Origin of the sequence: Synechococcus sp. BIOS-E4-1, assembly GCF_014279995.1 — a bacterium.
Lineage (GTDB): Bacteria > Cyanobacteriota > Cyanobacteriia > PCC-6307 > Cyanobiaceae > Synechococcus_C.
Genome location: NZ_CP047935.1, coordinates 1,156,608 through 1,178,816, shown reverse-complemented (window position 1 = coordinate 1,178,816; position 22,209 = coordinate 1,156,608). Strand labels below are relative to the sequence as shown.

Here is a 22,209-nt window from a genome sequence, read left to right as displayed (position 1 = left end):
CAAATACCAATGCAGCCAACACCTGAAGCCACCAGAAAGGCGCTGCTAAAGCTACTGACTACCGTCGCGGGTCCTTCAGGAGCTGATGTTGACGAGACCCAGCCAGCGGGTGAACAGATCAATCTCTGTGTTGAGCGCACCAAGGCAGAGGCATCAGAGGGTGCAGCACTGATAGATGCCTGCGCGCCACACGGAAGAGCAATGCTGACCCAGGCACAAAAACGTTTGGAGAATCTCCAGGCGTTGAAGATTTTGGAGTCGGTAGCAAGCGAAAGCTTTGGAATGCTTTAGCCGCAAAGAACTGCGTCACTGCACTACCCGCAAAGACGCTGGACTCTAGGTCGCTGGACTTTTCAGGAATGGAACCCAAACGCTGTAAAAAGCGTGAAGCCAAGACACCTTTAGCAGCACTTGATGCCATGCGTGATGGCAGGCGGTTCGGAGACATCCTTCTTGTCAGACGCTGAGCCCACAACGAACAAGGAGGGGAACCCTTGCAACAGTTACATCGAAGCGATGTCTGTTTACACGTTGACAACAGTTACCTTGCTGACTGAACTGCTGCTGGCGCTTAGAGAAAACAACCTTGATGGCTTCAAGCATCTGCTGAATCTGGGACTACAGGAACTGGGGCTCGATGTCTTGGATGAGCTAACGCGGGACTTCCTGGTACCACTGCTCAGCGAAGCAGAATCTGACCGAACGGTGGCTTGGTACTGGGGTCTCAGCCTCTGATAACCGAATGGGGGATAAACACCCCTGAAATCAGGCCAAGAACTACCAGAACGGGGGATGTGGATCTAAGTGATAAACAAGATCCTGAGATCACAGGCCAGAGCTGGTTTCCAGTGATGCCTGGGCCCCCTGCTGAACCCTGGGGGCTTAAAACAAGATTTTTACTTGTTGAGGTGATATATTGGCAAAGCCGGGGTTCAGACGGCAATTTCAAATCCGCTTTTGATGGGCGGATAATCCCATTAAGTCGCTCTTCTCTCGAATATTATTTCGGAAGAGTATTTATTGGGTTCTGCTCTTAACCCTGTGCTCTTTAAATGAAATTCATCAAATTGATTGTTGCTGGCACTTTCGCCTCCGCAGCCTGTATCGGCGTAAGTCTCGATGCACATGCCAATCAATACAACGGCATGATTGCGCAATCCTTTGGTCAATCTATGCTCAATAGCTTTTGGGGATCTGATCGGGGTTATCGCGATACAACTATTACCCCTTCTTTTGGTGGTGGATATAGAGTTAACACCTATGATTCTATGGGTGGGTATAGAAATTCAACCATTATGCCTAGTTATAACGGTGGGTATCGAATTAATAGTTATGATTATCCGTCTGGCCAAAATAGTACTACCACGATCAGCCCAACCTACGGAGGTGGCTATCGAATCAATACATATGGCTATTGATTGAATGATAGACGCAAGTTGCTGAAAAACTGCTGTCAAGCTTCGGCTAAAAAGTAGCAGTAAAGTAATTAGTGTTCATCCTGCTCGAATGCTCTTGGTAAATTGCCTCGATTTTATGCGACTAATAATAGCTCTCACTGTGCTAATAGGTGCATTTCACGCCCCTTCAATAGTTGGCCTCTTGTCTTCGGGTCAACAATATTATGAATCAAATAAGTGTTCTGACTTTGTGCCCTACGACTATCAGGATGAGGGTATAATTATTCATAATAATGATTATAACAGGTGGGTAAGAAGCGAGGCTTTGCGAGGAAAACGCTGCGATCCGCAGTGACCTGGGCAAAGATAATGAAGACAAAGGTGAGTTTATTCGTATTCATATAAGAAATAGCGGCCATTTGAAGGTACCTCCTATTCACGAAGAAATATTGGGATAATTGTCCTTAGAGTAAAGGCTTTGGCGTAGCGACGTGAAACTTTTTCTGCTGTCATTTCGATTTCGAGATTTTCAAGCAGCAGCGCAGGGTGGATGAAGAGCGGGCACGGTGCCTGATTGAAGGCAAGCAGATTGATTGGGAACCGCCATTCTGATTTGGTTGTCCAGCAATTTCTTCGATAGTTTTATACCAGCTTTGATTTCACCCAAAAAGCCCTTTTCTGGGTGTGAGATTGTAGTTAATTTCCGACAAAGTCTCTTTTAAGCTTTGCACGTGATATTGCAAATTGCTGTCATCCGGTATGTCAATATCGCGACTTGTGGTTTGACTCATTTCTTGGAGCGTTACTTGCTGTCTTTCCAGCATTTCGTTTTACGTATGCAACGCATCAACAATTCGATTTAGGGCTATTTCGATACCTGTTCTGTTTGTCATTAGGGAGAATCGAATTAGTGCAATGTCCTTCTGGAATTACCAAACGTGTATTTCGGGGTAACCCCTGTGCATTGCTCGCAATGCTTCAACTTCAGCTTCTGTGCCCAGATCGCTGACCTGCCATTTCATGTTTGGGTCCTTGAGATCGTGAGCCTCAAATTCGCTTAGAAGCTCTGGCCACATTCCGTTGACGTGCAGCAGAAACACCTGCGTTTCAATTTCGTCATGGACCACAGCAAGGAACTCATCACGGGAGCCAAATGCTGTGGCGCGTTCGCAAAGTCGAGCCAATTCTTCGCGTGAATCTTGTTCCATGTCACCGGTCATAGTGTTTCTGTCAGTGGTTTCACTGTCAGCCAAGCAAGCTGAAAACGCATCACCCAAACGAGTGAATTTGCCAACGTGGTGCCATGCCGAACAAGGACAGACACTTGTTGACCTCCATGCAAAAGGTCATTCAGACGTCAAGTCTGATTGGAATCACCGGCTCTCTTCAATGGTCCTCTTCAATACAAGTGCAAAGGCGTATGCCATCCCGAGAAGCCAGAACCCTCCGATGTAATCGCCCTTTTGCAGGTAACCTAACCCGAAAATAATCAGTGTCCCCAGGACCAGTATTGGGACAAAAACAAGAAATCTATCGTACATAGTTTAGCCCAGGTGGTGATGCCCTAATTACCGCTTTCAATCCTTTTCTAAGCCCACCCAAGGCATTCACTTTTCGAACCGCCACCGAGTTCGCAGTCTTGAAGGTATTCCGCTGTTTGCCTGATGGTTCCTCTTTGCTGCATTTTCGCTTGATGACCGCACTGCCACAGCAGGAAAAGCACAGCTGCTACGGCAATCAGTGTTTCTTTCCCGTTCATTACAAAAATTCAGATCAATCCGTCTTGGCACAGTCGCTGAAAGGGTGGTGAAGGCGCATCCCCCAAAAGGACTAAAACTCCAAGCCCAGTCGCCTTTAAGCAGTGTTCAGGCTTTGGCTGGATTCATTGCAGTGACAACCTGATTCAGCTCCTGCTGAGTCATTAGGAATATCTCAGTGTCTGGACGCCTGAATTGTTTGAACTGACTGTGTAGTGCCGTTTCACGCTTTAAGGCTGATCCTGGGTCTGTATGGACTTCATGGGCAATCAGTTCGCAAGGACCAAACTGCTTGATCCTGTTTGGGATTGAAACTGCTTTCCCGATTTTGAAATAGCTCGCCCCGCTTGCTGTTGGCTCAAAAGTAAGAAGCCGAACTAGATACACGTATGCATCTGTGGTCGTTTTCAGGGTCTCTACTGCGAATGGTTGCCCACCATCACGCTTGAGCTGTTTGGGTGGATTTGTCCAACGCAATGCGATGGACACCATCACCGGCTTGGTTGCTTGTGGGCTGGAACGAATCGTGAATGTTGTGCCGTCTTCCCAAGTTGCTTCCCACTTTGTGCCGCGCATGCACACCGTTGGCTGGTGCCCACCCATTTTTTGAAAGCGACTCATTCCGTCTTCTGACCGTGGAATTCCTGCGTGCTCATAAGCAGCGGTTTCCATGTAGGTCCAGATGGTTCCCTTGGAAAAGTCAGCTGGATCTTTCCATTGGAGGCAGTAGTGCTTGTTCTGCATCAGCGCGTCCACCCGCACTGATGCGCGTACTTCCAATAGATGTCTGCATGGCCAGCAGCGACCAGTTGCTGTTGCACGTTTGAGCCATCGACAAACAGCTCAGCCACCGTGCGCCCATAACGGTCTTTGGTAATACGTCTGATGCCTACGTCACGTCCAACGACAAGCCTGCGTAGATAGTCCCGTGCTGCCTTGGCAGGAACAGGGTTGGCACGTTTGCCGCGCAGTTCTGGCGTGTCGATACAAGCAAGCCTGATCTTTTCGCCGGAATTGCTGCGGCAGGTGTCGCCGTCATAGCAGCTGCTTATCAGCACTGAAGCAAGGGCTGCAAGCATCATGATTAATCCTCTGAGTTCTGATCGCTGAAAACAACCGCTTTCACTTTTTGAACTGCCTTGCCAGCCATCTGTCTTGCGGCTGCTTTGTCAACCGCATCAACTGTTTCGATCCTTAGCGATCCGTCTGATTCAAGGAATATCAAATCGAACTTGCTCTTGGTGTGTTCTTTCACTTGTTCATCGCTCGGGCAATGGATAGTCATTTTGAAATTCTGGGTATAGTTGATTGCAATATTTTTTTAGTGTAAATACTGATTTATACTGAATAGTTGCTGTTGATTCGGATGGATATGCTTTGTATGCATCGCCTCCAAGCTGATAAGCCTTTCTGTACAAATGGCAAGCAGAATCTGTATCACCGTTAACTTCCAATGCATATTGTGCTTCGTTCCTTACAATTTTTTCTTGGGCTAGAAGCGATGCAGCCTTTTCTAAAGTTGCTGCGGCAGGAAGTGCGCATATTGATAATACGAACGCAGTAATTGGATTGATGGTTTTCATTTTTTGAGTTTGCACAATGACGCGCTTAACTCGCATCCCCCATCCGAGGGAAAGTGTCATTTCCCATGAGTCGATGACGGCACTCTTTCTGTCATTGCTTTCCATCTTGCAGTTGGCGCAGCTTGTTGAGGCTGATGGTCCGTTGTCCGTTGTCTGGCATTGCCTTGTGCGCGACTGCAGTCCAGACAGGTGCAGCAGGACCGTCGTAGACCTCAACGGCAGAACCATCGCGGTTGATTTGCAACGCGATAAAGCGTTCTGCAGATGGTTCATAACCACGCAGGGCAACGCCTTTGTTTTTGCCGGTGCACTTGATTTCAACGGCTCGCCCTTGGGCGTCGTGCGCGTCGATTCCCTTTGTGCTGGCAGTGGTCAGAGTCAGCCCGTAGCGTTCTGCCGCGATGACTTCACCGATGCTTCCAATCAGATGCCCATCAGGCGTGAAGTGCCTGCCAGGTGCTGCCGCTTCAAGTTCAGCGATGACCCTGAACAGTTTTGGCACCAGACGTTGAATGGCAGCGGCGTTCATCAGTCCTCCTCCGCGTATGCCTCTTCGTACAAGTCACTAAGCAGTTCGCCTTCGTACCTGAAATAAGAGGAACCTCGTAATGCTCGTGAGAGTCCTGTCAGGTGATGGGCAAGACCAGTCATCGACCATTGCTTGCCGTCGTACTCAACGTGCTTTCTGGAGACCACTTGGCATGTCTGATCGCCTTCAGTGAATTGCAGCGTTGCACCTACAGGAATTCCAAGCTTTGAAAATCTGAGGTTTGGTCGCCTGGACTTTTTGAATTTCTCGACAGCTGCCTTCGCCTCAACATCAACCAGTGATGCCTCTTCCTGAACGGCTGGAGTCATGTCCTCCAACTTCATCAGGTCCAACAGACCGATTGCCTGTTCAGGATCAATGCTGAAAAACTCGCGTTTGGGATTGACCCGGTAAGGCCCGAAAGCGTTGTGGAAAGCCTTCTCCACCTTGTCCATGTCCGCCACCCTGGCGGCATAAGCGCACTCAAACGGCAGTGGCACACCTGTCGAATACAGCTGGCTCAGCCGTTCATCGATGTCACGCCCTGTCCGGCCAATTTTCACCATCTTCGGCATTGCCGGATTGGTGAGTACGTAGACGATGCCTTCAGTCATGGAAGTCCTCCAGCACTACTTTCCGTCGATTTGAATTAGGGCACATCCCCCAAATGAGCTCCTTAGGCGGGCTCTTAATTGGGGGTATTCACCCGATCGGGTGATGCGCCAAAACCAGCTCTGCAGGAAGGTATTGGCGTATTGGTCCAATGCAGCCCCCAGCTCACTCCTGGGGGCACCAACCCTTTCGGCTAATGTCCCCTCCTGCGTCGAGAGTGAGACGACGCGGCAACTCACGAACCGATCAATCCCGGTCTCATGAAGCGAATTGCCGCCGTTACTGCTGCCGCCGCATTGCTTGGCACGACACCAGCACTTGCTGATATTCCTGCATTACTGGGGGAAGTAACCCCTCCTGAGCTCAAGCCGGCTCCACCTCCACTCACCTTCGATCGATCGCTGGAGTCCCTGGAACGAAATGGCGTCATCACGCCACGCCAGCGGCGTCAGCTTGATACTGAGGAACAGGCCCGCCCCATTGACGTCCCAGCCTTCAAGCAGGCATGCCGAACTGGTGCGCTCACACAGCTGGAATGCAGCAGCGGAGTGGCGGTACGGCGTCGCAGCAGCCGACTACAGCCGAGGGTGATCGCCGATAGCGATGACTACAGCCCTCAACAGCTCTTTTCTACGTTGCCCAATGTCACCTCAGTGATCTGGGTTGAGCTTGCTGCAGACAGCGATCTCAATGTGATTGCAAGAGAGCTTGATCTCTCTTTGAAAGAGCTTTCAGAGCTGAATGAACGACCAGCCGGTGCCCTGCTTAGGGAGGGCAGCTGGGTGGTTTTGCCTGAAGCCAGTCGTGGTGATGTTGCTGACTCTTCTCGATTTGTTCCTGGATCACTCCGCACAACAGCTCCGTTGAGTTCACCACCACCCCGAAAGGATGTGGTTGAGATCAAAGCTGCTCAGTCCCTGTCTTCATTCGTCAGGGACCATGGCATCACCCTGCAACAACTGAAGGACTACAACCCTGGCGTTCCACTCTCCAGGATGCTGGTTGCTGGAAGCATGGTGCGAGTTGCAAGGGCTCCAGTGCTTGGCATTCGCCCGTTGCGTTCTGGTGGTGCCAGTTGGCCCGATCTTCCTGGCTTCAGCGGTTCCAGCTCAGGCAGCACAATGCCAGTCGGCACCACCTATACAGCTCCTGATTCAGCAGAGAAGCGCCGGATCCGAGAACAGATCCAACAACGCCGCCGAGCCGAGGAGATTGCCGCCGCAAGACGTGCAGAGGCAGAACGCCTGGCCGCTGATCGACGTGCAGAAGCTGCCCGCATTGCACGCCTTAAGAGCGAAGAGGAACGCCGCAAGCGTTACCGACTGCTCGGCAACTGCACCTACGACTGGAAGAGCTGGGGTAAATCTCCATCAGGTGTTCGCAGCGTCAAAGCATCAGGCTGCAGTGGCATCACAGAGGTGGCGGTTGATTGCAGTAACACCAAGATCAGCAAGCTCCGCTGGTCTAAGTGGCGCGCCTGGGAAGTTCCAGGCACTGGCTTCGAGGATCTGGTGGTTGAGAGCTGCGCGAATGTCCTTGGCGCAACCAAACCCACATACACCGACCCACTGCAAAGTGGGACGGGCCGAGTGATCGAAGCCTCTACAACCCAACCTGTCCAACCCTCCAGAACGACAACACCTCCAATCCCCGCAGCGACTGTGATTCCGGAAGGTGGAACCAACTCCATGCCTTCAGACACGGTGAAGCCCTGTATCGGTAGCAGAATTCAATGTGCAACAGGGAAATTGAATTCCAGTGATTCGTTAGTACAAGGCTCTGGATATTCAAACTTCACCACAAAGCCAAGATCAAAGTGTGGTGGAAATCTTGTATGCAATGTATTAGATGTATTTTTCTGATTCCAATATTTTGCAACTGTGATGACGGCCTTAGTCATTACTTTCGCAGGTGGAATGGCTACAGCGGTTAAAAAGTTGACAACGGCTCAGCGCATAGCGCATGAGCATTAGTGATTTGCAGCTGTTGCTGGTACGTCTGTCACAGCTTCGGCTCCGCACCGATATCACCACACCCGGACGTTGGTTCTGCCCGTCCGCCATTTGGCATTAGCCCACACCACCGCGTAGCGGCCAGCATCAGCAGCGTGATCAACCTGACCTGGTGCAATCCGCTCCACATTGTTTGGATCTCTGCTCAGTGATGGGACCGTGTTTTCCCATGCAGCACAGCGGGTGCTCCAGGTCAGCCAGGGTGCGTCGTAGTTCTTGCGGGTGGAAGCAAGACGGGACTTGAGAGCTCCCAGGCCAGCCTCCATCGTTGCCGTGTTTTTGCCCACAGGGCTCATCGGCACACCTGCTGTTCGAAAGTCTCCGGCAACAGACCCGTTCGGGCTGCCATTGCGAGCGAAGATCGCGTCATCAGCAAGGATTCGCGTGGAGCGAGGTGCGAGGCCCCAGCGCTCCAGCCATTCCCGCACGGCTTCGGCTTGCTCCTGATTGGTGAGCATGGATCCTCGGGACCACTGTCTGCCGCTGCGATCTCGGGCACACGTGTAGAGCTCATCGGCAAAATGAATCGAGCCTTTTGGTGTCTCCAGGCCAGGGGGACGCGGCACCACCAGATAGAACGCCGAGGGTGCCGACATTCCCCAGTCGCAAACCACAAATGGCGCGGGCTGGTGGCCTGAAAGGTCGTATTCAGCAGGGATCTCGTGTCTGCAGCGGCGGGGAGACCAGACCGGGCCGAATGCACTGCCGCCAGCGAGATCACCCCAGCGTCCGTGCAGCAGAGCCTCCAGCACGTCGGGGTCGCCGTGCGCCATCAACTCGATCTCTTTGCGGTAGCGATCCCAATCGATGTGCGGGTTGACGCTGGCGTTTGCCGTCAGTGAGATGCAGTAACGCTGGTAGTGATCGCTGTAAAACCGCTGCGGGCGCATGTGTTCCAGGGGGAACGGCAGCGGATCAATGAACCGTGCTTTCAGCTCGCTGTGGGCTGGGCCGCCGGGGTTGGCCAGCATGATCATTCGCCGCGGGACTGTTGGCGCGCCCCGCAAAACGCCCGCAAGCTCATCCGTGAACTCCAGGATGGTTGGCGTGGCACCGGCCTCATCAACGATGATCGTGGACTTCGATCGGCCCTGCAGGCGGGTCATGGCCCGGACCTGCTCCATGGGGCTAGCTGCGCTGTATGCCAATTCGATCGAGCCGTATGGCGCATCCTTGCCGCCGATCCGAAAGGTCATATCAGCAGTGGAATATCGCGTGCCTGGAAACACTGCGCTGAGGTATTTCAGCAGGTCTGCCTGGATCTCTAGCAGCGCTTGAAAGCTGCTTCTGATGATCAAACAGGCGTAATCCTGTCCGAGCATCGTGGCGTCTCTGGCCACGAGGAATTTGATGCCAGCACTCTTGCCCACTGCTTTGCCAGTTCCGCAGAACAGGTGCTCATCGAGTGGTGCCTTGAGCAGTAATTCCTGGAATGGATTGGGGCTCTGCAACTCCATCAGTTCACCATGCGCTCGATGCTTTGTGTGATCAGCTTCGACAGGCTGATTCCTTGGTTTGCGGCCTCTGCTTTTGCCTTGCGATGGAGTGATTCCGGCAGACGGATTGAGGTGAGTCTTGTGGGCTTATATTCCTGCACGGGGTGATGCTTTTACCGCATTGTAAGAGGTATTTTGCGGTAAAAATGCAGATGGAGGCTGCTTTTGGGGTTTTCAGCAGATTCGACCCCTGCCCCCGCCAATTGTTAGCACAATTGGAGTTAATTGATAACTAGCACAATTGAACCTGAGTGTTAAAAACTAGAAATCACTATCTGTAAGTCTCGGGTACCAAATCCACTCAATAAATTGACACTGCGCCCCCTGGTATGCCTCCCTAAGTGTTATGATTACGTCATGGCAGGCTAACCATCTGCCTCTGGCTATTTAATTTTATTTCCCACAAGTCAATGACACTTTTTTCCACTGCAATCGTGGAGCGGTATCACGTGCGCTTTCGCGGATTCGCAGATATTGAGGTTCTCTCAATCGGTGATATTGAGGTAGTCGCGCAAGCTCGCCACAAGCTCATGACAGAGCGTGGCGTCAGCAACGCGGCGACTCTGCAGAGCGGTTACGTCATCTATGTGGAGGCTGCCTGAGATGACAGCAAGCGCTCTCGCTCCGACCGTTGGCCGCTACTCGGCGGCTGACGCTCGCCAGGTCATGGATTTTCACAACCGCGCAGTGCCGCGGATTCTGACAACCGTCATTGAGACCACATATGTGCAACCGACCGATGACCATGGCTCGCGCTTTCGTGCCATGGATCTCGGCACGGGTGATCAGACCAACGTGGCCAGTGACTACAGCCTGACCACTCCTGAGAATCACTTGGCTGCAGCGATCGCTTGCATTGCCGAGTGGCGCGTGGCCGAGTATCGGCTGATCCATTACACGGCCAACGCCAAGGGCAACGGCACGGTCTGGACTTTCGCGGTGGTCTGATGGCAGGCGGCACCAAAACAAGCGCTGAGAAACAGGCGGCCATTGAGGCCGCTTGTCAGCTCATGGACCTGGCCGCTCCCACTTCGGTGGTGGTGGCTTCCATGCAGAGGCAATTCGGATACAGCAGAGCTCAGGCCTACCGGCTCGCTCGCGAAGCTGGCGAGATCAGAGGCCAGCAAGGGATTAGCGGTCGGCCATCCGGCAGTGATCTGGCCGCAATGGCTCAGATCATCACGGCTCAGGCCCTGGCCAGTGCTCACCTTGACGGTGACTGGAAAGCCGTTGCGCGTCTGGGCCGCGAGCTTCGCGAAACGCTCAAGTCCACAGGATCCATCACGAGTGTTCCACCACCGGATCCTGATGAGCTGGCCGAACAGGTTCAGGCCGTCCGGCTCGCAAACCAAAAGGACTCCAGCGCCAAGCGATGAGATTTTGTCTCATCCAAAAGCCAGTCCACCACTCAAACTCAACCCCTAACAGTCTCATCCGCTGATCGCTCACCAGCATCAGCGGGATCTTTGTGCCCGAACGTCTCACTTGTCGTTTTGGTTTGGTTTTGAGAGCCCCTGAAATGCCAGTAATTACTGGCCACTTGTCAATCCTTAAGAACAGCAAGTCACCATGAAAGTTGACGGCAACGGCAAAGCAGCGGTTTTGACGGAAGAACAGCTCGATCAGCTGCTGAATGCCGCCCCAGCAGCGAACCACCGCGCTTTGTGGGCGATCCAGCGATGGACAGCAGCGCGGGTTAGCGAAGCGCTGAGCCTGCAGTGGCGGGCTGTAGACGGCGGCATGGTTACGTTCAAACGGAGAACCACCAAAACCAATCGCACCAAACAGGTTGACGTTGGCCAGCGTTTGGCGGTGGAGCTCAATCGCTATCGCGAAGCATGGCGAAAGGCCCATGGTCGTGATCCCAAGCCAGGGGACTACCTGTTTCCAGCACGGTCATCGATGAAAGAGACCATGACCCGGCAGGCAGCGGACCTGGCGCTACGTTCCACCCTGGCCGGGTTGGCGATTCCTGGAGCATCGACACACTCGTTTAGGAGATCACTGGCCACAAATGCGTTGCGTCGTGGCTGCAGCCTCAAAGCGATCCAGAAAGTAACTGGCCATAAATCTCTGGAGGGATTGGGTGAGTATCTGGATGTGGCCGGCAGTGAGGTGATGAGCGTTATTGAGGGCTGATGCTCTCTGATGCCTCCAGCTGCACCTCATCTGCCTCTGCAGTGACATTGACCGGCTCTGCTGCTGCCATGAATGCCGATGGATCTGCGGGGGCTGGCAGCACGACCTGGACCGCTGCGGTGGGACCACCACCATCAATGCCTGCATCGACGCCGATCATCCGCGCAAACCTCTGAGCCGTCCTCCCGAGCTCAGCAACGGTGCGGGGATCGATCTGCTTTTTCGTTTGGCGCTGGATGACGTTGCCTTCGCCATCGGTGGTGGTGATGGAAACACCCTCACGGCTCTGGCGTTCGGCATCGGCCATCGTCAGCGCAACGGCCCGGCGAAGAACCTCCACCAGCTCGGCCTGGATTGCTTCGCGAGTGTTGTCAGGCTGATCGCCCCACTCCTTGTATGCCCAGTTCAGATCCTTCTGCACCTGGGTTTTGCTGAGATCCATCACCTCTGCAATGCCACGGATGGATAAACCACAGCACCTATGGCTGAACACCTGCCTCCGACGTTCTTTCAGATCTTCTTTCACCCCGTAAGAGCTGCTGTCATCCTTTCGGCGTCGGATTGTATTCCCCATAGCAACACTTTAATGCCTTAAAAGTCACCATGACCGGCAGCTTCAATTTGCCCCGAGTAAGCATCACTAACTCCAGCAGATTGCATCCAGCGTCAGCGGCGGGGCTATTTTGCGCCGCAGGCGCGTAGGTCCCACACCTTGGGGAGTAGGTCCCACACCTGGTACCACACCTTGAGCAGCAAGGTATGGGACCCTTCAGCAGTGTCCACGACTGCGTTTTGTGAGGGGGTCCCATACCTTCCATACTTTTTTCCCACTTAATGCTTGAGGGAGATTGAGGTGAGTTGAGAGGGGTAAGGGGGTAGAGCGAGAGGAAAAGAGATGCAATAAACCCAAAAAAGGTGTGGGACCCTGGTACCCGACTGCAGCAGAAGGGATCTCGGCAGGTCCAAGGTATGGGACCAAGTGTGGTACCCCCAGCTCAAGGTATGGGACCACAAAAAGGAGCACCGATTGCTGCCCTGGCGCTATCTATCAATCAAGCTTTGTTTTGTAGCACAATCAGCCACTTAGGTTTTCACAATACAAATCAAGCGCATACATTCGTTTGTGCTCGGATAGACTTGGCCCGACGCAGCAGCAGCATTCATGAGCGGTGCATCCCTGGTCAGCACTGTGCAAAAGCAGGTTCAGCAGGAAGCGCAGCAGCAAGAATCAGCACTGATTGCAGAAGTGCAGGCAGCACTCACCATGCTCGACAGCTCAGTGGCCAGGTTGGTGCAACATCGCACCTGTTTCCCGAATGTTCGCGAAATTGGCGGCCCAGACATCGATTGGCTGCTGGTAGATCGTGCCCTCCGCACTTGCCAAGAATTGATGAAGAGCTGAGGTTGTTAAAACCAAAAAAAAAGTGTCGCTATAGTGAAAACACGAAGTTCGCAAGACAGACGGTAATTCTTCGAGCAGCTGAACCTGGGTTCACTGCGACTTGCTCCTTTAACCACAAGCACCACAACCAATGTCTTTCATCAAACTGGCCGAAAGGTCGGGTGGGGTGAATACGGCTGGATGGATTCCAACGGCAGAACTATGCCGTTATCTGAGCATGTCTCGGCAGTCGATTGACAAGCTCCGAAGATCCAAACCTCCGTTATTTCATCCCGGCATTCACTTCATTGCGAAGGGATCCTCGCCGAATGCTGGATTCCTGTGGCACGCCCCTGCCGTTGTGAAGTCCCTTGCCGCGCAAGCCGATAAATCCTGCACACCCGATCAACCTGAAATGCGTTCCCACACCTTCCGATCCAGCGGTGTTTGCTCCGCTGATCACCTAAATGACGAGCAACATGCTGGTTTTGCTTCAGTCGTCAGGCTGATCCAGCAGGCCAAGTCATCACACGAACCCGGCAAAGACACTTCCGTTTTGGCTGCAAACATCTCGGGTTATTCAGGCACCGGCAAAAGCACTGTCACTGCTGCAATCGTGAGGTGGTGTGAGTGGTACTTCAAAAATCCCCGCACTGCTATCGAGTGCATCGCACCCACCCACAAAGCAGCAAACGAGCTCCGAAACAAGCTCGAAGACAACGGCTGTAAGCACCTGGAAGTCACCACACTCACCAAGTTTCTCGGCAAGAAAAAGATCTACGACAACCAAGGCAACCGTGATTTTGTAGTCAAGCCAAGCGATCTGCCCTACACCGATCCCGATCTGCGGGTTGTGTTCCTAGACGAGCTCAGCATGATCCCCGATTCGGATCTGGAGCTGCTGGTGGAACGACTGTGCAAGCGAACTGAAGACAAGGACTATCCACGCAAACATGCTCAAATTGTTCTGATTGGAATCGGTGATCCCCGGCAGCTCTATCCCGTAAAAGGGACCAGCTCAATCTTCAATCCAGGCGATGCAGAGAGCCCGTGGCCTGCTGACCTTTGGGATGTTCGCGTCAAGCTCGAAAATGTGGTGAGGCATTCCGGGCCAGTCCTCAGCCTGGCGACCGCTGTACGTCAACACGGTCTCTCAGGTCGGCCGGCAATGGTCAGTGATCCTGGCGATGGCACCGAATCCAGCGTGGCAGTGCTGCATTCCTCTGAATGGATCAGCAGCTGGCTTGATTACCTGAAAAAACAGGACAGCGGTGGTCGTGGTGAATATGACGTGCAGTGTTTGGCCTATCGAAATGCCACCGTCAACAAGCTGAACACAATGGCGCGTGATCACCTTTATGGGCCAGGTGCTGAACCCTTTCAACCGGGTGAAAGACTTCTTTCAACTGACGCAATCATGTGCCCTCTCGATGAGGTATTGCTCTGCGGCAGTGCAACTGAGATCACAGTTCTGCAGACCCGCAGCACTGTCCATGACTTCGACGGGGAGAGAGTTAGGGGTTACGAAATTCAAGGTTTCATGCCTCAAATCAAAAACGAATATGACATCAGCAAGGATATTGAATTCCTGGCCCTGCATCCTGCTGATCAAGATCTGATGGAGCGAGTGAAAAAACGCCGCAAAGACAAAGCTTTGGCGCTGCAAAAGCAGAAAAATGACCCAAAAGGCAAGTGGAATGCAGATCTTGAGGATTCCAGGCGCTACCACTGGCGCAAGTATTACGAGGCAGCGGAGTTCTTCAGTCCTGTTGAACCTGGTTACTGCATGACCGTCCACAAATCTCAAGGCAGCACATACAGAACGGTTTTCGTTGACATGCTCGATCTTGACTGCTGCAAGAAAAGCACCGATCTAAATCGTTTGACCTACGTTGCAGTTTCCAGGGCCAGCCACGAGCTGTTCATCCGGCAGTAGTTCGCACAACTGGGGCCTAACTACAGGCCCCCGCTCGCTTTAACCACCCCACCAGATTTCATGTTGGCAGATACAGCAAAACCTCAGATCACCATCCCCTCTGCTGCTGAACTTGATCAGATGCTTAATCAGCCTCTGATCACCGACGAGTTCAACAAGCAGCTGGAATTGCTCGGCATTGGTGATCACGAAGAGCTTGTTCTAGTGAACTGGAAACAGGGATCCTGCAGTCACCAGAAGCTCAGGCCATCCAATCCAGATGTCGCCATCCAATTCATCCAGGATCACGGCTTCGGATTCATCCCCGGCAGACCACTGCCGCAGCCTGCTGATTGGGATGAAAATCCCGCCACCCTGATCTGGGTTCCTGAGTGGCAGGACATCGAAGGTAAAAGGATCTTCGGTGCCAAGGATTCCCACATCGCACGATGCCCAGCACTGATGGCCGACTGTGATGGCGGCATCGAACTCGCTGAAGCAAAGCGGATCTTGCAGGCAGTGGGGATGCCAGAAGCCACATTCACAGTGGAGACCGGGCAGCGTGGATTCCACTTCTACTGGACATACTCCAGCCGCCAGTCCCCAGCAGCTCACAAGGCACTGATGCTGCGGCTGATCCAGGCCGTTAAGGCCCACCCAGCCTTCGGCATCGACACCAGCCTGCACAATGCCGCCCGCGTCATGCGTGCAGCAGGGTCATTACACCCGGTCACAAAGAAGCGCTGCCGGATCGTCGAGCAGACCGGCACTTTCTATTCAGTCGCGGAGCTCGATTCCATCCTTCCGGCCTACGAACAGAAAACCAGCGAATGGACGCCCCGCGAAGGACTAGACCCTGCTGAGCAGTCGCAGCAAACAACAGAAGCCCGCGAACTGCTCCAGCACATCACTGCCACACCTGACTCAAAAACCCTCAATGAGGTTGGAGTCAGCGGCTACGACTGGTGGCTCAAAACCGGAATGGCCTGCGAAGCACTTGGCCTTGACGTTGGCGAGTGGGATGAGTGGTCTGCTGGCAACACTGACCCTGATCACGGTTACGAGGATGGGGTTTGCCACGCGAAGTGGGGCAGCTTCGACGGCATGACCAGCAATCCCATGGCCTGGCTGCAGACAGCAGCACAGGCATCGGGTTGCGTCTGGCACGAACACCTCAAAGGCTTCAAAGCCAGCCCTGAAGCCAAAGCGGCCACCGCCAAAGCGGTTGCTGAAGCACAAGCCCGCTGGGATCACAAATTCGATTTTGAAATGGGTGAAGAGGAAACCGCTGAGCTCAAGGTTCAGCAAGCGTTTGAGCTCAAGCTGCAGTCGGAAGGCTCACACCTGATCTATCTCAACGGTGTTCTCCGCAAGTACGACCCACAGCAGGGCTATTACGTGCCCTACTCAGAAACCTTGCTGAAACAGGAGATCAGCAAGCTGCTTAGTCGCATCTACACCTGGAAACCAAAGCAGCAGGGCGGCGAGGTGGTCATGGTGAAGAGCAAAAAATTTGGCACCACGCCGATGGTCACTCGCTGTTGCCAGTGGGTCGGCACACAGGCTTACGTCGATGCGAAAACCTTCACGCCCGCCACGGCCATTGCATTCAAAAACTGCACGCTGCTGAAGATTGGCGACACCTGGCATCAGCGCCCGCACGACAAGAATTACAGGCTCACCTTCGGCATCGATCACGACTATGTGCCGTGTGATGAGTGCCCACCATGGACGAAAGAGTTCATCCGCACATCATTCGGCCTACAGCTGCTGGAGGTGTGGCGAGCGCTGTTCGCGTATCACGCTGATCCGACCTACCACTGTCGGATCTTTCTGTTCGTGCTGGGTGAGTCCGGCAGCGGCAAGGGTGTTGCATTGCGCCTGCTGCAAAAGATGTTCCCCATGGAGCTCGTCTCAAGCCTGACGAACTTCAATCAGCTGAACAATCCTGAGAAACGAGCCCAGCACGCTGCCAAGAGCCACCTCATCACATTCCCCGATCTGCAAGGGCGACAGGAGGATGCGGGTTGCCTCTATCCCTTTGCGGATTACGGCCAGGTGCTGACCGCTCGGGACATCTTCAGCAAGGGCACCATCGCCTTCACCTTCAGAGGCCGGATCACCCTGGCCAGCACGCAGCTCCCTCACCTGAAGGATGCGAACACTGGTTTCAAGCGTCGGGTTCTGGTGGTGCGAACACTCGACACCAGACTGCCCTCCGATCTGATCCCCACTGATCCCACTCAGGCCGACATCTGGGAAGACCGCCTGGAAGCAGAGCTCGGGCAACTGATCGGCTGGGCACTCGCCATGCCCGCTGCTGATGTCGCAGCAGTGTTGGCGAAACAGCACCCCGAACTGCAGCGGACAGCGAAGGACATCACCGCTCAGATGGACACGCTGCACGCTTGGGTTGATCAATGCCTGGAACCAGCACCTGCAGATGAGGTGCCCGACGAATTGGAGATCTACCAGTGCTACTCGACGTTCATCGAGATGTATGGCCAGCGGAATGCGCTCGCTCTGCAGAACTTCAAAAACCGTCTGAAGCAGATCGTTCCCCACCTGCACCGCAAGCGCAGCGGCAAGGGTGAAAATCGAGTTCCAGCACACTTCTTTGGTTTCCGTCTGATCCCTGAGCTCTGGACAAAGGACGGTGGGGCTTTCAAAGAGGACGCCTGGGGCACGCAGGTGAACGGTTGGATCCACCGCTCAAAACTTTCCGAAGGACAACTAGAGCTGCTTGAAAGCCACACCCCCGAATAAGGTGGGGGCGTGGTTAATAAACCGAAGCGGGGTGTGGTGCCCCGCTTTTTTATTGGCCAGCAGACTTGTCCAGCAGCAGGGTCCAGAACACGTGTCTGGATGTTCCAGAAGCGGTATCCACCAGGGGGTCTTTGGCTGTGAGGGGTTTTTCAACCTGATCCAAAAACGCCTCAAAGGCCTTTCGGTCAGATTCGGAGATTGGGGGAAGGCCAGCAAACTCGCTGAATGCAGATAGGTGAGTCATTAGCTGTTGGCGATTTTGAGGAGGATGTCGGCGTGGCAGGGCTGATCCAGGTCGCAGTAGCAACCGAGATCCAGACCCTTCAGTTCTCTGCGGGCAGCAGCGCGAAACTCTTCAGTGCATTGGTGCTCCAGGAACCAATCGCAAGCGGCCTGATTGCTGCCCGCTTCTGCGACGGTGATGCGATTGCCCCACTTGTACGGACGGCAAACCCGTTTCCCGTTTGGTGGTGTCTTCATCAGCGGAGACGTGATCTTGAATCGCTCCGGCATCAGCCCCGCCTCGCATCGATGTCATCCAAGGCACGAACGTGAAACTCGAAACTGCGACCACCAGGGCGGAAGTTCTCGGGTTTGATCACACCTGACTCGCGCCAGTTCTGGACCGTGCGAACCGAGACGTTCGCACGTTGTGCCAGCTCAGTGGGGCTGATCCATTTGCGTTCATGACTCGGCACCCGCTGGAGCAGGGTCTGAACATCAGCAGTCAGTTGCTCGACCTTGGCGATCAGCAACGCTGTTGCACTTTCACTCATCACAAAAAGCCCCAAAAGCCATGGCACAAAAGGGATTACATGGTTTTTGTGATCGTAGAATTGCGGACCTGAGCTACCGGTGCTCTCCACAGAACGACCGCGCTACTGGCCGAACACTGGGAATTTAGCGAGGGTTTCGCGCACCAGAAGCCCCAAAACCGAAACGGGCACTATGGATGGTGTCACTCGGCAACTATTCGGCAACTCATTTCGCCCTGCTGCTCAGATCACTGTCCAGCACTCAAACTGCGTTTGTTGTGGAAACAAGCGTGCAAGACGAAAACAAGAAGGCCCTAGCCCTGGCTTAAGGCAGCTCTGGCTGCAGCAAAAGCCAGTCATGCATCTGTGTCGACACTCATGCCTGGGTGTCGAGATCGATGGCTGCCGCTGAAGGAAGATCGCCTGGGTTCACCAATTGACCGCAGACATCAATAGGCGTTTGGTTCGATCGACTTGCGGCCAACTGGGCCCAGCCACGCCAGGCATTGTATTTGAATCCATGCAAATAATGAGGCAATCAAAAAATAAACAGCCTCTTCTATTGAAGTGAATTTGAGTGTTTAAGCTGCCGCCTACACTGGAGCCATCTGCCTTCCATCTTTTCGTGTAGCATATATTTTAAAATCGTCAAAATCCTGACAAACGTCTAAGGATTCATACGGCAATAAAATACAGATATTCCGCACAGTGCAGGAGCTCCACCTGCGCCACCATCAAGCTATTGATCAGAAACTTCGGATTGATTGAGCCCTACTGATATCATCTGTGGAGATGCTGAACCCTGCTTTTCAGGCTATGGAAGCGACAACCTTGTCCTTAACTGCTGCTTTGATCTTTTCCTGTCAGTTGCCAGCTATTTGCAGCTGAGCGACGAACACCTTGGATTGATCTTCTCTCGTTGGCAGAAAATCTGTTCAGTAATCATGACAACGGCCTGAATCATCACCTAACCGGATAAAGCTTCTCACAACCTGTTTGTAATCTCCCAGGTTCCGTGCGTTTGCGTTGTGCCTGAACAGCCGCTTCCAGACAGCAACTCACCAACTAGCAATACTTTGATTATCGAGACTGCATGCGGAATCTCATTCCCAGTGAACTCGATCCTGCTCTATGAGCAAAGTCACAGGCGATACTGCATCCGGTCAACGAGAGCCGTGAACATGCGGAGGGTGATTACACCGGATACATCTCCAACGCAATCTCCTTGATGGCTTTCCAGTCAGACCTGGCCGGCGCCGCCGTCACACTGATGGGCGCTGTTTCGCTCAGCACTCCAGACATGATGCAGATGCATGAAATGCGTGTACTGCAGTCTTGTCAGGGCAAGCCGGGAAACCTTTCCATGCCGAGCTGTTGCAGGCCGCCGCTGCGGCTTCGCGCAACATCTGCCTGAACGACAAAAACAAACAATGATCGAGCAAAGCGAAGCTGCGCTTTTCAGCGTCAAATCAGGTAGCGTTCATTCAGCTGAGGTCTGATTGATATGACCAAAGAAAAGCCTTCTTTCTTCTCTTTTGATGGAGAGATGGGTCGCATTGATTACTGGGGTAGCGCCATCTTCAGGTCATTCATTGGCGGACTGATTTTCTTCGTTTGTTTTGCCTTGATTTTCAGAGGTTACTTCAGCAGCTCTTACGAGGAGTTATCGACAGCAATTACACAATGGAGTTCAGATCACGCCGTCAGAGTGTGGCTGCTGGCTGAGATTCTGTACATCTTTCTCTTGCTGCCGATCACCTGGAGACGATGGAGAGATCTGGGGCCACGCTTAAAGAAAAACTGGCTCTACATTTCCGTGGTGAGCAGCCTGATGCCTGGGTATGAGGTGTTTCCCTTTGTTGGCATGCAGTCACTGATCATCACCCTTGGCATCCTGGCGATTTATCCAAACTTCAAACTGTTCTTCTGGCCCGGTAAGCAATACGCAAGCCTGCGCCACAGCAAACAGCCTTGATCACGGCCGCGCCAGCTTGCGATCAGAACAAGCCATCAACAGGCTCAGCTGGCTAGCAATGGAGTGAGAGCGGAGTCGGCATGCAGGAAATTCTGTTGATGGCACAACTGATGGCATGGAGTGATTTCGACTTCCAGGACTGGGTAGACAGCAGACCACCGGCTGAACTCTGTCAGGGCTTCAAGGATGGGTTGATTCCAGAAACGATGCTTCCCGGCGGCCGGGCGCAAACCCCTTGCAGCAGCTTCAACGGAGACGACCCGATGAATTACGTCATCGACTGATGCACACGGTGCATTTGTCAGGCGATGCGGTGCATGTGATGCAACGACAATGCAAACCACCTCGCCATGATCACAGCGCGACCGTTCAGAGGTGGGCGTTCGCTTGTGACGAACCCGACGGCGTATTGCGGAATGCATCGTCGGGTATGTCCACATTGACGCGGATCCGCCGGCTGCTGCAGAACACCTGAATGACTTAATGAATCAGTCAGAATCACAATCGATAGCCGTCAACAGGCACAGCATCAGACTTTGGCTCCCAATCTGCAGCTTGATCAGCTGAGCCACCGAATCAATGGCCTGACCGAGCCGAAGAGTCTCGCTGCTGTCTGAACAACCAACGCATGGAGGTGGAGCGCATCAGCAAAGAAGCGCTGCATGCCTCAATCGATCCCGCAACAACGATCGCGACATGCATGTTGAAATTTGAGGGTGGTGTGTGTGCTGATCACGGTGCACAGCGGAGCCCTCATCACAATTCGAGCGTCCAAGCAGCAGACGAAGCTTCAGCGGCAGCATCACGACAGTGATAGCAACCCTGAGGTCGTCCCCTGAACCTCAGAAAAGCCAATCACGGGTCAAGCCATCAGATCGGGAGCAACACTCCAACCAATCCCAGCAGCAGCTGAAAACAACAGTTTCCCGGACGTTGCCCAAGCAGCGCAAAACCCCATCCAAGACCAGGGCCAGCAGCTGTCGTTGCTGATCAGCAAAAAGCCCTCTCTCCAGAGAGCTGATTCATGATTCCTGCTTGGAACTGTTCTCAAAAGCTTCTGAAAAAAAGTGTTTTAGATAGTGATGTGCACGTTGATCAGCCACCTCATCATAAAGAAGTGCCTGAGGCTCCTCTCCGCCAATCACCTCTAAATTATCCTCGGTTTTCAAACTGAAGGCATGCTTTTTGCCTCCCAGAAGTATGAGCTGATAATCAGTTCCTGCTTCATCCAGCTCTCGGATCATATTCATATTTGACTCCATAGGATTAAAGACATCCTTGGTTCCGTGAATGAGCAGCAAACTTGCTCCGTCAACATTGGATTCAATCATCGGTGCTGGCTTGAGCTCCCATGGCAGGGCGACTCCCCAAATGGAAGCAACAGCTCGAATGCCCTTGATCCGACGTGCCATGTCAAGAGCAAACAGGCCTCCACTGGAAAAGCCGATCACACCCGATCTGGTCGAATCAACTCCTTGCAGAGAGCAGGCGTGCGTCAGCGCAGCGTGCGTGCGCGCAAGAGTCTCTGCACGATTATTGAACAGAGGCATGACCTTCTTCGCTGCATCCTCTGATAACTTTGGCATCGCTTGTTCACCATAAATATCAATGCAATATCCAACAAATCCCATCTCGCTCAACCATCTCGCTTCTGCCTGAACATATGGAGTGAATCCATGATAATCAGGAATAACAATCACAATCGGGGCAGGCTTATCCAACGATTCTGGATATATAAAACAGTCTTTATAACTGGTTCCCGCATGTTCATACGCGACCTCATTGATACTCATCATCTTCTTTAAGCATGGCATCTAATCCTAATGAGCCTATTTCTGTTCGTCATTAGTTGATGCCATGACCCAAGCGATTCAAAGACCGTTTTTTTCCAT

General features: G+C 53.1%; 27 protein-coding genes. 14 read left to right on the top strand and 13 right to left on the bottom strand.

Features of this window, described 5'->3' with window-relative positions:
• Positions 1 to 453 precede the first annotated feature (453 nt).
• Complete coding sequence (locus SynBIOSE41_RS06070; RefSeq protein ID WP_186541444.1) at positions 454 to 735, top strand: hypothetical protein; 282 nt, start codon at positions 454 to 456, stop codon at positions 733 to 735.
• Positions 736 to 1,052: 317 nt separating this feature from the next.
• Entirely contained in the window at positions 1,053 to 1,418 is a 366-nt protein-coding gene (locus SynBIOSE41_RS06065; protein WP_186540025.1) for a hypothetical protein, read from the top strand.
• Between the two features lie 908 nt (positions 1,419 to 2,326).
• Here the strand turns inward: SynBIOSE41_RS06065 and SynBIOSE41_RS06060 are convergent.
• From SynBIOSE41_RS06060 to SynBIOSE41_RS06030, 7 genes are all read right to left on the bottom strand, one after another.
• Positions 2,327 to 2,650, bottom strand: coding sequence for a hypothetical protein (locus SynBIOSE41_RS06060; RefSeq protein WP_186540024.1), 324 nt, complete (start codon positions 2,648 to 2,650; stop codon positions 2,327 to 2,329).
• Positions 2,651 to 3,262: 612 nt separating this feature from the next.
• Positions 3,263 to 3,910: a GIY-YIG nuclease family protein gene (locus SynBIOSE41_RS06055; RefSeq protein ID WP_186540023.1), complete on the bottom strand. Its 648-nt coding sequence runs from the start codon at positions 3,908 to 3,910 to the stop codon at positions 3,263 to 3,265.
• Positions 3,898 to 4,236: a thermonuclease family protein gene (locus SynBIOSE41_RS06050; RefSeq protein ID WP_186540022.1), complete on the bottom strand. Its 339-nt coding sequence runs from the start codon at positions 4,234 to 4,236 to the stop codon at positions 3,898 to 3,900. The genes SynBIOSE41_RS06055 and SynBIOSE41_RS06050 overlap by 13 nt, the downstream gene beginning before the upstream one ends.
• Before the next feature lie 2 nt (positions 4,237 to 4,238).
• A complete protein-coding gene (locus SynBIOSE41_RS06045) occupies positions 4,239 to 4,409 on the bottom strand; it encodes a hypothetical protein (protein WP_186540021.1) in 171 nt (56 codons plus the stop codon).
• 4 nt (positions 4,410 to 4,413) lie between these two features.
• Positions 4,414 to 4,842, bottom strand: coding sequence for a hypothetical protein (locus tag SynBIOSE41_RS06040; RefSeq protein ID WP_222930582.1), 429 nt, complete (start codon positions 4,840 to 4,842; stop codon positions 4,414 to 4,416).
• Entirely contained in the window at positions 4,829 to 5,266 is a 438-nt protein-coding gene (locus SynBIOSE41_RS06035) for a hypothetical protein (protein WP_186540019.1), read from the bottom strand. The genes SynBIOSE41_RS06040 and SynBIOSE41_RS06035 overlap by 14 nt, the downstream gene beginning before the upstream one ends.
• A complete protein-coding gene (locus SynBIOSE41_RS06030; RefSeq protein ID WP_186540018.1) occupies positions 5,266 to 5,880 on the bottom strand; it encodes a GIY-YIG nuclease family protein in 615 nt (204 codons plus the stop codon). Before SynBIOSE41_RS06030 ends, SynBIOSE41_RS06035 begins: the two co-directional genes overlap by 1 nt.
• Before the next feature lie 258 nt (positions 5,881 to 6,138).
• Here SynBIOSE41_RS06030 and SynBIOSE41_RS06025 point away from each other — a divergent pair, with 258 nt between their 5' ends.
• Entirely contained in the window at positions 6,139 to 7,740 is a 1,602-nt protein-coding gene (locus tag SynBIOSE41_RS06025; protein WP_186540017.1) for a hypothetical protein, read from the top strand.
• A 164-nt stretch (positions 7,741 to 7,904) separates the two neighbouring features.
• Here SynBIOSE41_RS06025 and SynBIOSE41_RS06020 read toward each other — a convergent pair whose 3' ends face one another.
• Together SynBIOSE41_RS06020 and SynBIOSE41_RS06015 are read right to left on the bottom strand one after the other, a co-directional pair.
• Entirely contained in the window at positions 7,905 to 9,347 is a 1,443-nt protein-coding gene (locus SynBIOSE41_RS06020; RefSeq protein ID WP_186540016.1) for a hypothetical protein, read from the bottom strand.
• The gene (locus tag SynBIOSE41_RS06015) at positions 9,347 to 9,487 is read right to left on the bottom strand and encodes a toxin-antitoxin system HicB family antitoxin (protein ID WP_186540015.1); all 141 of its coding nucleotides are present in this window, start codon (positions 9,485 to 9,487) and stop codon (positions 9,347 to 9,349) included. Before SynBIOSE41_RS06015 ends, SynBIOSE41_RS06020 begins: the two co-directional genes overlap by 1 nt.
• Positions 9,488 to 9,796: 309 nt before the next feature.
• On the opposite strand from SynBIOSE41_RS06015, the gene SynBIOSE41_RS06010 reads away from it, so the two are divergent.
• The 4 genes from SynBIOSE41_RS06010 (at position 9,797) to SynBIOSE41_RS05995 (ending at position 11,525) form a co-directional block, all read left to right on the top strand.
• Positions 9,797 to 9,988 (top strand): hypothetical protein, encoded by a 192-nt coding sequence (locus SynBIOSE41_RS06010; RefSeq protein WP_186540014.1) that lies wholly within the window; start codon positions 9,797 to 9,799, stop codon positions 9,986 to 9,988.
• Position 9,989: 1 nt separating this feature from the next.
• Positions 9,990 to 10,334, top strand: coding sequence for a hypothetical protein (locus SynBIOSE41_RS06005; protein ID WP_186540013.1), 345 nt, complete (start codon positions 9,990 to 9,992; stop codon positions 10,332 to 10,334).
• Entirely contained in the window at positions 10,334 to 10,762 is a 429-nt protein-coding gene (locus tag SynBIOSE41_RS06000; protein ID WP_186540012.1) for a hypothetical protein, read from the top strand. Before SynBIOSE41_RS06005 ends, SynBIOSE41_RS06000 begins: the two co-directional genes overlap by 1 nt.
• Positions 10,763 to 10,955: 193 nt before the next feature.
• A complete protein-coding gene (locus SynBIOSE41_RS05995; RefSeq protein ID WP_186540011.1) occupies positions 10,956 to 11,525 on the top strand; it encodes a site-specific integrase in 570 nt (189 codons plus the stop codon).
• On the opposite strand, the gene SynBIOSE41_RS05990 is transcribed toward SynBIOSE41_RS05995, so the two are convergent.
• Positions 11,512 to 12,051: a hypothetical protein gene (locus tag SynBIOSE41_RS05990; RefSeq protein WP_186540010.1), complete on the bottom strand. Its 540-nt coding sequence runs from the start codon at positions 12,049 to 12,051 to the stop codon at positions 11,512 to 11,514. The genes SynBIOSE41_RS05995 and SynBIOSE41_RS05990 overlap by 14 nt on opposite strands.
• Before the next feature lie 636 nt (positions 12,052 to 12,687).
• On the opposite strand from SynBIOSE41_RS05990, the gene SynBIOSE41_RS05985 reads away from it, so the two are divergent.
• From SynBIOSE41_RS05985 to SynBIOSE41_RS05975, 3 genes are all read left to right on the top strand, one after another.
• Entirely contained in the window at positions 12,688 to 12,927 is a 240-nt protein-coding gene (locus tag SynBIOSE41_RS05985) for a hypothetical protein (protein WP_186540009.1), read from the top strand.
• Positions 12,928 to 13,057: 130 nt separating this feature from the next.
• Positions 13,058 to 14,842, top strand: a complete 1,785-nt coding sequence (locus SynBIOSE41_RS05980; protein WP_186540008.1) for an ATP-binding domain-containing protein — start codon at positions 13,058 to 13,060, stop codon at positions 14,840 to 14,842.
• 60 nt (positions 14,843 to 14,902) lie between these two features.
• Positions 14,903 to 17,587, top strand: a complete 2,685-nt coding sequence (locus SynBIOSE41_RS05975) for a primase-like DNA-binding domain-containing protein (RefSeq protein ID WP_186540007.1) — start codon at positions 14,903 to 14,905, stop codon at positions 17,585 to 17,587.
• A 243-nt stretch (positions 17,588 to 17,830) separates the two neighbouring features.
• Here the strand turns inward: SynBIOSE41_RS05975 and SynBIOSE41_RS05970 are convergent, their stop codons facing one another.
• Both SynBIOSE41_RS05970 and SynBIOSE41_RS05965 read right to left on the bottom strand, forming a co-directional pair.
• On the bottom strand, positions 17,831 to 18,100 hold the full coding sequence (locus SynBIOSE41_RS05970; RefSeq protein ID WP_186540006.1) for a DUF4326 domain-containing protein: 270 nt from the start codon (positions 18,098 to 18,100) through the stop codon (positions 17,831 to 17,833).
• Positions 18,100 to 18,363, bottom strand: a complete 264-nt coding sequence (locus SynBIOSE41_RS05965; protein ID WP_186540005.1) for a helix-turn-helix domain-containing protein — start codon at positions 18,361 to 18,363, stop codon at positions 18,100 to 18,102. Before SynBIOSE41_RS05965 ends, SynBIOSE41_RS05970 begins: the two co-directional genes overlap by 1 nt.
• A gap of 1,207 nt (positions 18,364 to 19,570) precedes the next feature.
• On the opposite strand from SynBIOSE41_RS05965, the gene SynBIOSE41_RS05960 reads away from it, so the two are divergent.
• The 4 genes from SynBIOSE41_RS05960 (at position 19,571) to SynBIOSE41_RS05945 (ending at position 20,792) form a co-directional block, all read left to right on the top strand.
• Positions 19,571 to 19,756 (top strand): hypothetical protein, encoded by a 186-nt coding sequence (locus SynBIOSE41_RS05960; protein WP_186540004.1) that lies wholly within the window; start codon positions 19,571 to 19,573, stop codon positions 19,754 to 19,756.
• A gap of 90 nt (positions 19,757 to 19,846) precedes the next feature.
• Positions 19,847 to 20,317, top strand: a complete 471-nt coding sequence (locus SynBIOSE41_RS05955) for a DUF805 domain-containing protein (RefSeq protein WP_186540003.1) — start codon at positions 19,847 to 19,849, stop codon at positions 20,315 to 20,317.
• A gap of 80 nt (positions 20,318 to 20,397) precedes the next feature.
• Positions 20,398 to 20,601 (top strand): hypothetical protein, encoded by a 204-nt coding sequence (locus tag SynBIOSE41_RS05950; protein WP_066909391.1) that lies wholly within the window; start codon positions 20,398 to 20,400, stop codon positions 20,599 to 20,601.
• Positions 20,601 to 20,792 carry a hypothetical protein gene (locus SynBIOSE41_RS05945; protein ID WP_186540002.1) on the top strand — a complete coding sequence of 64 codons (192 nt, stop codon included), beginning with the start codon at positions 20,601 to 20,603 and terminating at the stop codon, positions 20,790 to 20,792. The genes SynBIOSE41_RS05950 and SynBIOSE41_RS05945 overlap by 1 nt, the downstream gene beginning before the upstream one ends.
• Before the next feature lie 547 nt (positions 20,793 to 21,339).
• Here SynBIOSE41_RS05945 and SynBIOSE41_RS05940 read toward each other — a convergent pair.
• Positions 21,340 to 22,038, bottom strand: coding sequence for a dienelactone hydrolase family protein (locus SynBIOSE41_RS05940; protein ID WP_186540001.1), 699 nt, complete (start codon positions 22,036 to 22,038; stop codon positions 21,340 to 21,342).
• Positions 22,039 to 22,209: the final 171 nt, after the last annotated feature.

What these genes read in the sequence shown, in the direction of transcription:
- SynBIOSE41_RS06065 (WP_186540025.1), top strand. Translation starts at nt 1,053, where the DNA reads ATGAAATTCATCAAATTGATTGTTGCTGGCACTTTCGCCTCCGCAGCC.
- SynBIOSE41_RS06050 (WP_186540022.1), bottom strand. Translation starts at nt 4,236, where the DNA reads ATGATGCTTGCAGCCCTTGCTTCAGTGCTGATAAGCAGCTGCTATGAC.
- SynBIOSE41_RS06040 (WP_222930582.1), bottom strand. Translation starts at nt 4,842, where the DNA reads ATGGAAAGCAATGACAGAAAGAGTGCCGTCATCGACTCATGGGAAATG.
- SynBIOSE41_RS06035 (WP_186540019.1), bottom strand. Translation starts at nt 5,266, where the DNA reads ATGAACGCCGCTGCCATTCAACGTCTGGTGCCAAAACTGTTCAGGGTC.
- SynBIOSE41_RS06030 (WP_186540018.1), bottom strand. Translation starts at nt 5,880, where the DNA reads ATGACTGAAGGCATCGTCTACGTACTCACCAATCCGGCAATGCCGAAG.
- SynBIOSE41_RS06025 (WP_186540017.1), top strand. Translation starts at nt 6,139, where the DNA reads ATGAAGCGAATTGCCGCCGTTACTGCTGCCGCCGCATTGCTTGGCACG.
- SynBIOSE41_RS06020 (WP_186540016.1), bottom strand. Translation starts at nt 9,347, where the DNA reads ATGGAGTTGCAGAGCCCCAATCCATTCCAGGAATTACTGCTCAAGGCA.
- SynBIOSE41_RS06010 (WP_186540014.1), top strand. Translation starts at nt 9,797, where the DNA reads ATGACACTTTTTTCCACTGCAATCGTGGAGCGGTATCACGTGCGCTTT.
- SynBIOSE41_RS06005 (WP_186540013.1), top strand. Translation starts at nt 9,990, where the DNA reads ATGACAGCAAGCGCTCTCGCTCCGACCGTTGGCCGCTACTCGGCGGCT.
- SynBIOSE41_RS06000 (WP_186540012.1), top strand. Translation starts at nt 10,334, where the DNA reads ATGGCAGGCGGCACCAAAACAAGCGCTGAGAAACAGGCGGCCATTGAG.
- SynBIOSE41_RS05995 (WP_186540011.1), top strand. Translation starts at nt 10,956, where the DNA reads ATGAAAGTTGACGGCAACGGCAAAGCAGCGGTTTTGACGGAAGAACAG.
- SynBIOSE41_RS05985 (WP_186540009.1), top strand. Translation starts at nt 12,688, where the DNA reads ATGAGCGGTGCATCCCTGGTCAGCACTGTGCAAAAGCAGGTTCAGCAG.
- SynBIOSE41_RS05980 (WP_186540008.1), top strand. Translation starts at nt 13,058, where the DNA reads ATGTCTTTCATCAAACTGGCCGAAAGGTCGGGTGGGGTGAATACGGCT.
- SynBIOSE41_RS05975 (WP_186540007.1), top strand. Translation starts at nt 14,903, where the DNA reads ATGTTGGCAGATACAGCAAAACCTCAGATCACCATCCCCTCTGCTGCT.
- SynBIOSE41_RS05970 (WP_186540006.1), bottom strand. Translation starts at nt 18,100, where the DNA reads ATGCCGGAGCGATTCAAGATCACGTCTCCGCTGATGAAGACACCACCA.
- SynBIOSE41_RS05965 (WP_186540005.1), bottom strand. Translation starts at nt 18,363, where the DNA reads ATGAGTGAAAGTGCAACAGCGTTGCTGATCGCCAAGGTCGAGCAACTG.
- SynBIOSE41_RS05960 (WP_186540004.1), top strand. Translation starts at nt 19,571, where the DNA reads ATGGCTTTCCAGTCAGACCTGGCCGGCGCCGCCGTCACACTGATGGGC.
- SynBIOSE41_RS05955 (WP_186540003.1), top strand. Translation starts at nt 19,847, where the DNA reads ATGACCAAAGAAAAGCCTTCTTTCTTCTCTTTTGATGGAGAGATGGGT.
- SynBIOSE41_RS05950 (WP_066909391.1), top strand. Translation starts at nt 20,398, where the DNA reads ATGCAGGAAATTCTGTTGATGGCACAACTGATGGCATGGAGTGATTTC.
- SynBIOSE41_RS05945 (WP_186540002.1), top strand. Translation starts at nt 20,601, where the DNA reads ATGCACACGGTGCATTTGTCAGGCGATGCGGTGCATGTGATGCAACGA.